Source organism: Streptomyces sp. NPDC014764, from assembly GCF_043082785.1.
In the GTDB taxonomy this organism is placed as follows: Bacteria; Actinomycetota; Actinomycetes; order Streptomycetales; family Streptomycetaceae; genus Streptomyces; species Streptomyces althioticus.
On sequence record NZ_JBIBXY010000029.1, the window covers coordinates 41,074 to 51,527 of the forward strand.

Below are 10,454 nucleotides of genomic sequence, written 5' to 3' on the forward strand. Positions count from 1 at the left end.
GCCCGCTGACCGACGCCTGATGCGCGCGCGGCGCCGTCAGCGCAGGCCGGACTCGAAGGCGTAGATGGCCACGTGCACCCGGTTGCGCAGGCGCAGCTTCTGCAGCAGGTTCTGCACGTGCGTCTTGACGGTGTGCTCGGACAGCGTCAGCGCACGGGCTATCTCGCTGTTGGACAGACCGCGCGAGACGAGGTCGAGTATCTGGCACTCACGGTCGGTGAGCCGGTCCGGCGGCACGGTGGAGACGGAGGAAGGGCCCGGGGTGCGGACGCGGGCCGGCCGGTCGGCCGGGGTCAGCGGGCCGCGGGCCACCGAGTAGCCGGCGGCGGCCAGTGAGACGGCGGCGGCGAGCTGTGCGGCGCTGGTCGTCACGGGAAGGTGGCCGCGCAGGGCGGGGTCCGGCCGGGAGAGCGGCCCGGAGCCCCCGACGGTGAGCACGGCGCCGTCCGGGCCGGCCGCCCGCAACAGCGCGTCGGTCTCCTCCTCGTCGCGCAGTCCGTGCGCGAGCAGCACATCGGGCTCGTGCGCGCGGACGGCGGCGCGGGCCCGCGGACCGGGCTCGTCCTCGCCGACGACGGTGATGTCGCCGTGCCCGTCGAGCAGGGACCTGATCCCGGCCCGTGCGAGGGCGTCGGGACCGACGAGGAACAACCGCACCCCGCACGTGGCGGCCGCCGCGCCTCGCAGCGGCCGCAGCACGGAGGTCCGCGCGAACCCGGTGGTCGGTTCCGTCATCAGACGCCCCCTCAGTACTCGTGGACGGCTCCGAAGGTAGCCGGGCCGTCCCCGCCCGTTGCGCCGCGTCCAGCGGGCCTCGAGGCGGGGGCGAGCGGAACCGGAGCGGCTGCGTGGGCGCGCCCGGGGGGCGGCTGTTCCGGGCGTGAGGCCATCAGGGACAGGAAGCCCGGGTCCAGCATGGTGCGCGCCGACGTGTCGTGGGCGGGGTCGAGTCCGGCGTCGTGGCGGGCCACGCTCAGCAGGTAGCGCCCCTGGACCGGGTGGGTGGCGAAGGACCACTCGCCGCGGGAGGCGGGCGAGCCGTCGGGCGACTGGAGCCGCCCGGTGCGCAGGGAGAAGCCGAACTCGGTGAAGCCCAGCCTCATTCCCTGGCCGAGCGCCTTGGTGTACGCCTCCTTCAGCGTCCACAGACGAAGCGTTTCCGCGGTCTGCCGTCCCTCGGGGAGGGGTGCCAGCTCGGCGGCCTCCGTCGGGGTGCACATCTGCGCCCTGAGCAGGTCGAACCGCATGCGCCGGTCGGCGGGTTCGGCGTCGATGCCGATCCGGCCGAGGCGGCTGAGGCCCACGGCGAGCAGGTCCCCGGTGTGGGTGAGGCTGACGTCGACCTGGTCGAAGCCGCGCAGGTACGGCCGTCCGCCCAGGCGGTAGGCGAGGTCCAGAGCTTCGGGCTGGACGCGTAGCGCCGCCGCCGCCGTGTACTTGATCAGCAGCCGGGAGGCGAGGAAGCGGTAGCGGACGGTGGGGTCGGGGGTGCGCCGGTAGCGTGTCCAGTCCCGGCCCAGCAGCCGGCGCAGCCGGGGCTGGGCCAGTGCCGCCGGCAGCCACTCGCCCCAGGTGGTGTGGACGACGGCGTGCCCCAGACCCGTCAGATCGTCGTGCACGCGCCGCCACGGTCCGGTGGCGCGCGGCACATGCACCGGGACGGCGACGCCCGGCCCGTCCGTGAGCTGCTGGTCCACGGTCCCTCTCCCTTCGTCCGTCCCCCGTTCCCTTCGTCCGTCCCCCGGCCTCCGGGCCTGCCGTGTCATCCGGCGAGACGTGTGTCGTACAGGTCGAGGCTTCGGCTTTCGCGGAAGCGGGCGAGCAGTTCGCCCAGCACCGTCGCGGTGACGCCGTCGGGCAGTTCGGGGACGGGGACGCCCAGCCGGCGGCCTATCCGGCTCAGGGCGAGCACCGCCCAGGCCGGGTCGTCCAGGAAGGATCCGGTGCCGTGCTGGCCCAGCCACACGCCGAGGCAGGCCGCCGCCGCGAGGACGAGGCCGTGGCGCTCGGCGAGCGTGCAGGCGCGCGGGTCGACGAGTGCCGAACGGGCCGCCTCCGGCAGCGCCGCGCACTGCGCCCGCAGTGCGCGGACCTCGGTGACGAAGGACTCCGCGAGGTCGGCCAGCGCCGCCCAGGCGGGCCCGGCCCGGCGCAGGGCGCCGATCCGCTCGGCGCTTCCCACCAGGGACGCGACGAGCACGTCCTCACCTCCCAGGACGCTGAGCCGGCGGTAGTCGAGGGCCGGGAGGGGCGCCTCGGGGAGGAAGAGGCGCTCCGGGGGCTCGTCGGTGCGCAGCCACGACCTCCGGGCGAGCGCCGGCAGCTGGGGGACGAGCACGGCCAGGCAGGCCGCCGTGCCCGCGTGTCCGAGACCGGCCACGGGCAGATCCCGGACGAGTTTCTGGAAGCTCCCGTACAGCGGCCCCCGGTCGTGGCCGAGGGCCCCGAGCACCGTGGAGAGCTCTTCCAGGTTCTCGCGCAGCAGGTCCGGCACGGTCAGTTTGGCCGCGGCGGCGATCAGATGGGCGTCGTCGGGCAGCAGGCTCAGCGCTCTGAGTCCGGTGACCGCCATGCTGTCGCAGGCCAGCAGGTCCGCGAACACCCCGGCCAGCGCCGCGTGCCAGCGGCGCGCCGGAAGTCCGCCGTCCCGGCCCTCGGTCGCCGCGCGGACCGCGAGGCGCAGCACGCTGTCGACGCCGGCCACCACGGTGCCCGGGATGAGGCAGCGGTTGACCTGGTAGGTGCGCAGGGCGAGCGACACACCGTCACCGGTCTCCCCGACCAGCGTCCGTGCGGGCACAGGGCAGCCGTCGAAGGCGAGGCCGGAGAAGCTGCTGCCGCGCATGCCGGTGGTGACGGCGCGCGGCAGCCGTCGCAGCCCGCCGGCGGGGAGTTCGCCCGCGTCGAGCAGCAGGACGGAGTGGCTGCGCGGCCCGGCGGCGGTCGCGGTGCGGGCGTACATGACGAAGGTGTCGGCCCGGTCGGCGTTGATCACCACGTCCTTGCGGCCGTCCACCACGAAGCCGCCGCCCGGGGCGGAGCGGGCGCTGAACTCGTCACGCAGGATGGCGTTGGCGTGCGCGAGCTCGTGGTGCAGGATCGTCACCCGGCCGGCGCCGCCGCCCAGCAGACGCCCGGCGACCTCGGCCCGCTGTCCGTCGTCGCCGGCGGCCCACACGGCCGAGGCGCCGAACAACGCGGTGATCCCGAAGCCGAACCCGAGCGCCACGTCCCGCCGGAACAGGGGGCGCAGCACGCGCGCCAGCTCGTCCGGGCGGGTCAGCCTGCCGCCCAGTTCGCGCGGCACGAACTCGGCGGCCAGCCCCGCCCGGGCGAGCAGGGCCTCGGTGGCGGCCGGGGTCTCGCGGCGGTCGTCGGCGGCCAGCAGCGCGGCGCGGCCGTGCGGGTTGCGGACGTCGTCCGGGTCGCCGAGCAGCCGCTCGTAGTGGGCGGCCCGCTCGGCGCCGCCCGGCGGCGCCGGCCCCGCTGCGGCCGGCGCCCCGCGGGCGGACGCGGGAAGCGTGCCGGTGGTCACAGGACCGTGACCGCGTTCTCCGCGTGGCTCTTGGCGAGGTTCATGGTGGCCGTGCTGTTGCGGCCCAGCGCCTCCCGGACGTAGCGGCGCGCGGCGGCCACCGTGGCGCCCTCGCCGAGCACCCGAGCGATGTTCTCCTCGCGCAGGACGACGCTGTGCCGGGAGACCACGGTCGCGCCGGTCTCGTCCTGCTCGACGGTCCACTCGCCGGTGTGCGCCGACATCAGCAGCGGCGTCGCCGTCTGCTTGTAGACGATGCGCCCGGCGTCGGGGAAGCACACCCGCACGGATTCCGTGGTGTGCGAGGAGCCGTCGGCGGTCAGCGTGTCCATGGACATGATCTGCACGCCCGGTTCGTCCTCGACGACGTCCAGGCGGGAGACGTGCGGGACCAGTTCGGGCCAGTCGGCGACGCGGTGGAGGAAGTCGTAGACCAGCTCGGCCGGGCCGTTGACGCGGACGGAGTCCTCGAAGGTGAGGACCAGCTCGTCGAGTTTCGCCCAGCGCTCGGCGAGCGTCTTGATGTTGGCCAGCTCGGCGTCGCTGTTGGTGTCGGTGGCGCGCTCGACCCAGGCGACGGCCCCGGGGTCGTCGTCGGCGACGGTGAAGTCGTGCAGCAGGGTCAGCTTCGACCGGTCGGCGCCGAGGGGTTCGACGATCCAGGTGCCTCCCATGGACTGCACGGGCCGGGCGGGCAGCTCCTGACGGAACTCCACACGGCGTGCCACGGGGTCGAGGGTCCGGCGGGAGGTCCAGGACTTGACCTCGCCGTTGGCGGTGGCCCACATGCGCAGCCGCTCGTGCTCGCCGTCGAACTCCAGCTGCTCGACGTGCACGTTGGGCGGGAAGTACAGCGGCCACTGGACGGCATCGGAGATCAGGCCGTAGACCACGCCCGCGGGCGCGGCAACGGTCACGTCGTGCGTCGTGCGGTGCACTCGCTCAGCGGACATCTCTCTGCATCCTCATTTCCGATGTCGGTGTTTTCCGGAGGGTCGTGGCGGCGGGAACGCCGACGGATGCTCCGACGGTGTCGTGCTCCGCTCGACGTGCGGACGAGTTCCGCTCGAGGAGCGCCGCAGAACGGGCCGGGGACACGTGCAGGGAGCGCAGCGCCTCCCCGAGGGAAGCGGGCGAGAGCAGGTCTCCCCGGGCGGCGAGGTAGCCGTCGGGGCGGATCAGCGCCCAGCCTCCGGCGCCCAGTCCGAGCGCGGCCGGCAGCGCGCCGTCGGGGTCGGCGAGCGGGGCGGGGCCCGGGCCGGGGCCGACGGTGCGCACGGACAGCCAGTCACCGTGCCTGGCGGCGGTCTCCAGGGCCGTGCGCACGCAGCCGGCGCCGGGACCGTGGCCGCCGGGCACGAACAGCAGCGTGCAGCGCACGTCGCGCAGTTCGGCGGCGAGGGCGGGAGCCGCCACGGCCGCCATGGCGGCGCGTTCGCCCGGGGCGGGCACGCCCGGGCGGCGCGGCACCATGACGGGGGCGTCGACGGGCGCGGCGATCGGCACCGGCTCCGGGCCGCCGCCCACGGTCAGCGAACTGCGGGCGTAGTGCAGTCTGAGCCCGGAGATGCCGCCGAGCACCTTGCGCTGGAGGGCGCGGCGCAGCGGCGGCACGTTGCGGACGACACCGAACACGGCCGGCAGCGCGACGGAGGCCAGCGCGTTCTTCAGCTGCACCAGGAACGTCGCGGTGCGGGTGGAGCCGAGCAAGGCCCGGCCGACGGGCACGCGCTCCTCGCCGTAGGTGTCGAGCAGGGCGGGGGCGGCGTGCCCGTGGTGCACCAGCGCGAGCTTCCAGGCCAGGTTGTACGCCTCCTGGACGCCGGTGTTCATCCCCTGCCCGGAGGCGGGGCTGTGCACATGGGCGGCGTCACCCGCGACGAACACCCGTCCTTCGCGCATCCGCGGCACCATGCGCTGCTGGAAGGTGAACACCGAGGTCCACTCGGGTTCGCCGACCCGCACCGGGCGTCCGAGGCCGGCCGACAGCAGGGCGGACAGCCGCTCGGCGGCGCCGTCCTCGCCGTGCGGGCCGGGCGCGGTGTCCAGCAGCCGCCAGTGGCCCTCGCGGGCGTAGGGCACCATCATCAGGGCCTGGCCGCCGGTGTGGACCCAGTGGATGCTGTCCTGCGGCAGGTCGGCGTCCACCTGCGCGTCGGCGAGCATCCACGTGTCGCGGCTGTCGCCCGTCAGAGGCAGGCCGAGTCGTTTGCGGACGGTGCTGTGGCCGCCGTCGCAGCCGATCAGCCAGGGGACGGCGCACTCCTCCTCGCGGCCGTCGGCGTGCCGGAGAACGGCCCGTACACCGGTGGGGTCCTGCTCGAACCCGGTGAGGGCCACGCCCTGTTCGACGTGCACGCCGAGCCGGGCGACGGCCGCGCGCAGCACGGCCTCGGTGCGGGTCTGCTCGACGATCAGGGTGTACGGGTGACGGGTGGGCATGGTGGCGTAGTCCGCCTCGAGGCGGACCAGCCGCCTGCCGCCGGCGTGCATCGTGAAGGCCCGGTTGCGGCGGCCCTCGCGCAGCAGCGGGCCCAGCGTGCCCATCTGGTCCAGGGTCTCCAGGGTGCGGGGGTGGACGGCGACGGCGCGGCTGGTGCGGGCGGGCGCGGGCGCGGCGTCGACCAGGCGTACCCGCATGCCCCGGCGGGCCAGTTCGTGGGCGGCGGTCAGGCCGACCGGGCCGGCGCCCACGACCAGCACGTCAGCCGTTTCAGCGGGCACCGAGCGCCTCCGGGGCCCGGACGTCCTCGTCCTCGTACAGCCCGGGCTCGGCGGTGACGAGCGGCTTGAGCTCGGCGACCAGGCGCTGGAACTCCTCGCCGGTGACGGCGGCCCGGTGCGCCGCGGCGCTCTCCCACTCGGCGATCTCCAGGTGGACGGCGGGGTCGCCGGCGTGGCGCAGCGTGCGGTGCGCGACGTAGCCGGGCTGGGCCGCCATGTACGCGGTGAGGCGGGCGCGCACGGCGGCGAACTCGTCCGGGTCGCCGTGCACGGTCAGCTTGTTGACGAAGGTCACCACGGTTGTCTCCTCGGTGTGTGTCGGGACCGGTCAGGCGGTGTTCTCGGCGGCGGCGTCGCGGTGCAGCCGCCGGCGGACCTCGCGCCGGGCGGGCTTGCCGGTGGGGGTGCGGGGCACGGCGTCGACGGCCTCCAGGCGCCGGATCCGCTCGAAGGGCGCGAGGCGTTCGTTGGCACGCTCGGCGACGGAGTCCAGGACGTCGAGCACGGCGTGCGGGGGTGCGTCGGGCGCGGTGGCCGACGGGTGCAGCACGATGCCGGCCCAGACGACGCTGCCGTGGACGGCGTCGGGCCAGTCGGCGACGACGCACTCGGCGACCCGGGGGTCCTCGGCGAGAACCCGTTCGACGGCGGCGGGCGAGACCAGTTCGTTGTCGTGCTTGAAGACGTCGTCCAGGCGGTCCACGAGGTGGAGGACGCCGTCGTCGTCGAGCCGGCCCACGTCGCCGGTGGAGAACCAGTCCTCGGCGTCGATCCGTGACGGCTCCTCGTCGTGCAGGTAGCCGGCCATCACCTGAGGGCCGCGCACCTGCACCTCGCCGACGGCGCCGGCGGGGAGCGGCTCGCGGCTGTCCAGGCCGACGATCCGGCTCTCGGTGCCGGGCAGGGCCCGGCCGACGGCGCCCCGGCCGACCGGGTCGCCGGGCCGCTGGTTGTGGGCGAGCGGGGACAGTTCGGTCATGCCGTAGCCCTGGATCACGGGTACGCCGAGGGTCTCGCGCAGCCGGTGGGCGGCGCTCGGCGCGAGGGCGCTGCCGCCCGACATCACGACGGTGAGCGGCCCGCCGCGCAGGCGGGCGGCGGCGACGGTGAGCCGCGGGTCGGCGGCGAGGCGGTGCAGCCGGGCCGGCAGCCCGTAGTAGTGGGTGGCGCCGGCGCGGGCGGCCAGGTCCAGGGAGGCCACCGGGTCGGGGTTGTGGCACAGCACCTGGTGGGCCCCGGCGTACACCGCCGAGTTGAGGTGCATGGTGTGGAACAGGGGCAGGTGGTTGAGGGTGACGGCGGAGGGATTGAGCCGGTGCGCGTGCGCGGTCTGGGCGGCGTTGGCGACCAGGTTGCGGTGGGTGAGCCGGACGCCCTTGGGCCGGCCGGTGGTGCCGGTGGTGAACTGCAGGCAGACCACGGCGTCCGTGTCGGCGCCGCCGTCGCCGAGGCCGAAGGGCTCCTCGGGTCGGTCCCGCAGCGCGGCGGCGAGCGGCACGGCGTCGGCGGGGACCACGCCGTCGTCGGCGTCGGTGACGACGACGGTGTGCAGGCCGGGCAGCCGGTCGCTCAGTTTCGTGAGCCGTTCGGCGAGCGCGGTGGGCACGAAGGCCGCCTCCACGCGGGCGGCGGTGAACAGGTGGTGCAGCGCGGCCTCAGACAGCAGGGGGTTGACCAGCGCGATCGTGCAGCCGGCCCGGCTGGTGCCGTAATAGGCGGCCGGGAAGACGGCGTCCAGGGCGCCGGCCACCGCGACGGTGGCGCCGCGGCGCACGGTGTGCCGCAGGTGGTGTGCGATCCGGTCGGCGCCGGCGTCGAGCTCCGCGAAGGTGACGCCGCCGGCGGCAGTGGTGACGGCGAGGCCGTCGGGGTCGCGGGCCGCGGCGGCGCGCAGCAGCCCGTCCAGGGGCAGTTCCGGATACGTGAAGCCCGGCACGGCGTCCTCCTCCTCGGAACCGACCGTCCCCTCCGTCGGGATCGGCGGACGGTCCTCACGCTCCGCACGGCCGCTCGCAATCCCGTCGAGAGGCGCTCGAGCCCGGCCGCACGGCGTCTGGAGACCGGCTCCCTCCGGTGGACCGCCGTGACGGGAGGGCGCGGCTCCAGCGGCGCGCGGGTGCGGCTCGATCGGGGGGCGTCAGCGTGACCGCGGAAGGTAGAAACCGGGACGATGGGAGCCCCCCGACATGACGCAGACGACGATCGACCGGCCTGAGGTATCGGCCCTTCAGCAGGCCGTGCAGCAAGCCGCTGACCGGCTCGTCGAAGCCGGCGCCGCGGGCGTGCAGTTCCGGGTGACCCGGGACGGCGACTCCTTCGTGGTGACCTCCGGCGTCGCCGAGCTCGGCTCCGGCCGCCCGGTCCCCGCCGACGGCCGGTTCCGCATCTCCTGCATCACCAAGCCGTTCGTCGCCGTGGTCGTCCTCCAGCTCGTCGCCGAGGGGAAGATCGAGCTGGACCGCACGGTGGAGAGCTATCTGCCGGGCCTGATCCCCTACGGCGACAGGATCACCGTCCGGAACCTGCTCCAGCACACCAGCGGCCTGTACAACTACGCGGACTCGTTCCAGAAGCCGGGCGACCGCTTCCTGCGCGACCGCTACAAGCACTACGAGCCGGAGGACCTGATCGCCATCGCGGCCGCGAAGCCGCTGGAGTTCGAGCCGGGCACGAAGTTCGCCTACTGCAACACGAACTACTTCGTCATCGGCCTGCTCATCAAGAAGGTCACCGGCCGCACGCACCGCGAGGAGATCACCGAGCGGATCCTGCGGCCGCTGGGCCTGACCGAGACGGTACTGCCCGGCGACGACCCGAACATCCCCGGTCCGCACGCCCGCGGCTACATGCAGATCGGCGGCGAGCCCGTCGACGTGACGCTGATGAACCCCTCCGAGGCCGGCTGCGCGGGCGAGATCATCTCCACCACCAAGGACCTCGACACGTTCTTCGCCGCCCTGTTCGACGGCAAGCTGCTGAACGAGCCGGAGTTCACGGAGATGACGACCCCGCTGCCGCCGGAGATGATCGAGAACCTGCCGATGGGCATCGGCTACGGCCTGGGGATCATGAAGCTGGAGAACGACAGGAAGCTGGACCTGTGGGGTCACGGCGCCGGCATCCCCGGCTACGCCACGTTCGCGGCCACCACCCGTGATCTGAGCGCCCGCGTCCAGCTGTCGTTCACGATCGGCGACAAGGACTTCGGTCCGGAGGCCGAGCAGGCCGTCATCCGCGGCGTCAACACCGCGCTCTGCGCCTGAGGAAGAACTCATGGAGAACACGGTGGGGAATACGGCGCGCGATACCGCTCCGGAATCCGTGGAAAAGGCCGTGGTGGTGACCGGCGGCGGCACCGGGATCGGCGCCGCCACGGCCCGCGCGTTCGCCGCCGAAGGAGCGCACGTCCTGATTGTCGGGCGCAGCGAGGCGACGCTGAAGGAAACGGCCGAAGAACACCACCGGATCCGGATTCTGGTGGCCGACATCCACGATCCCGGCGCGCCCGATGTGATCGTGGAAAAGGCGCTCGCGGAATTCGGACGGATCGACGTCCTGGTCAACAACGCGGCGGTCACCGGGTTCGCCGCGCTCGACGCGCTGGACCGGGAAACGGTGCGCGCCCAGCTCGGCACGAACCTCCTCGCCCCGGTGTTCCTCACCCAGCGGGCGCTGGACGCGCTGGAGGCCGCCCGCGGCGTCGTCGTCAACGTGTCCTCGGCCGGTTCGCTGGGCCGCCGGGCCTGGCCGGAGAACTCGGTCTACGGCATGGCCAAGGTGGCGCTGGACTTCCTGACCCGTACCTGGGCCGTGGAGCTCGCGCCGCGCGGCATCCGGTCGGTCGGCATCGCCCCCGGCGTCGTCGACACCGGTGTCGGGGTGCGCGCGGGCATGCCGCCGGAGGCCTACGAGGCGTTCCTGGCGGAGACGGCGAAGAGGATTCCGGCCGGCAGGGTCGGCCGGCCGGAGGACATCGCCTGGTGGATCGTGCAGCTGACGCGGCCCGAGGCCGCGTACGCCAACGGCACGGTCCTGGCGGTGGACGGTGCGCTCTCCGTGACGTGAGGGAGCGGACGGCGCACGTGGAAGGCCCCCGGGCACCTTGGGTTCTAACGGTCCTCGCAACACCCGCGATCTGTGGGAGTTGCGAGGACCGTGGCCGTTGGACGCGATGATCTTGCGGGGATGCGGGAGC

9 protein-coding genes are annotated in these 10,454 nt (G+C 74.3%); 2 read left to right on the forward strand and 7 right to left on the reverse strand.

Translation table 11 applies throughout. From position 1 onward, the window contains the following. Positions 1 to 36 precede the first annotated feature (36 nt). From ACF1AG_RS33695 to ACF1AG_RS33725, 7 genes are all read right to left on the reverse strand, one after another. Positions 37 to 735, reverse strand: coding sequence for a response regulator transcription factor (locus ACF1AG_RS33695; protein WP_359605213.1), 699 nt, complete (start codon positions 733 to 735; stop codon positions 37 to 39). 11 nt (positions 736 to 746) lie between these two features. Further along, positions 747 to 1,697 (reverse strand): 4'-phosphopantetheinyl transferase superfamily protein, encoded by a 951-nt coding sequence (locus ACF1AG_RS33700; RefSeq protein ID WP_359605212.1) that lies wholly within the window; start codon positions 1,695 to 1,697, stop codon positions 747 to 749. A 65-nt stretch (positions 1,698 to 1,762) separates the two neighbouring features. Continuing rightward, positions 1,763 to 3,535: an acyl-CoA dehydrogenase gene (locus ACF1AG_RS33705; protein WP_391810960.1), complete on the reverse strand. Its 1,773-nt coding sequence runs from the start codon at positions 3,533 to 3,535 to the stop codon at positions 1,763 to 1,765. Then, entirely contained in the window at positions 3,532 to 4,488 is a 957-nt protein-coding gene (locus ACF1AG_RS33710; protein WP_359605209.1) for an aromatase/cyclase, read from the reverse strand. The genes ACF1AG_RS33705 and ACF1AG_RS33710 overlap by 4 nt, the downstream gene beginning before the upstream one ends. Then, a complete protein-coding gene (locus ACF1AG_RS33715) occupies positions 4,478 to 6,259 on the reverse strand; it encodes an FAD-dependent oxidoreductase (RefSeq protein ID WP_387798982.1) in 1,782 nt (593 codons plus the stop codon). The genes ACF1AG_RS33710 and ACF1AG_RS33715 overlap by 11 nt, the downstream gene beginning before the upstream one ends. Then, positions 6,249 to 6,557 (reverse strand): antibiotic biosynthesis monooxygenase, encoded by a 309-nt coding sequence (locus tag ACF1AG_RS33720; RefSeq protein WP_359605206.1) that lies wholly within the window; start codon positions 6,555 to 6,557, stop codon positions 6,249 to 6,251. Before ACF1AG_RS33720 ends, ACF1AG_RS33715 begins: the two co-directional genes overlap by 11 nt. A gap of 30 nt (positions 6,558 to 6,587) precedes the next feature. Then, positions 6,588 to 8,195, reverse strand: coding sequence for a class I adenylate-forming enzyme family protein (locus ACF1AG_RS33725; RefSeq protein ID WP_359605204.1), 1,608 nt, complete (start codon positions 8,193 to 8,195; stop codon positions 6,588 to 6,590). 250 nt (positions 8,196 to 8,445) lie between these two features. On the opposite strand from ACF1AG_RS33725, the gene ACF1AG_RS33730 reads away from it, so the two are divergent. Further along, the gene (locus ACF1AG_RS33730) at positions 8,446 to 9,522 is read left to right on the forward strand and encodes a serine hydrolase domain-containing protein (RefSeq protein ID WP_359605202.1); all 1,077 of its coding nucleotides are present in this window, start codon (positions 8,446 to 8,448) and stop codon (positions 9,520 to 9,522) included. 10 nt (positions 9,523 to 9,532) lie between these two features. Then, positions 9,533 to 10,324, forward strand: a complete 792-nt coding sequence (locus ACF1AG_RS33735) for an SDR family NAD(P)-dependent oxidoreductase (RefSeq protein WP_387798978.1) — start codon at positions 9,533 to 9,535, stop codon at positions 10,322 to 10,324. Positions 10,325 to 10,454: the final 130 nt, after the last annotated feature.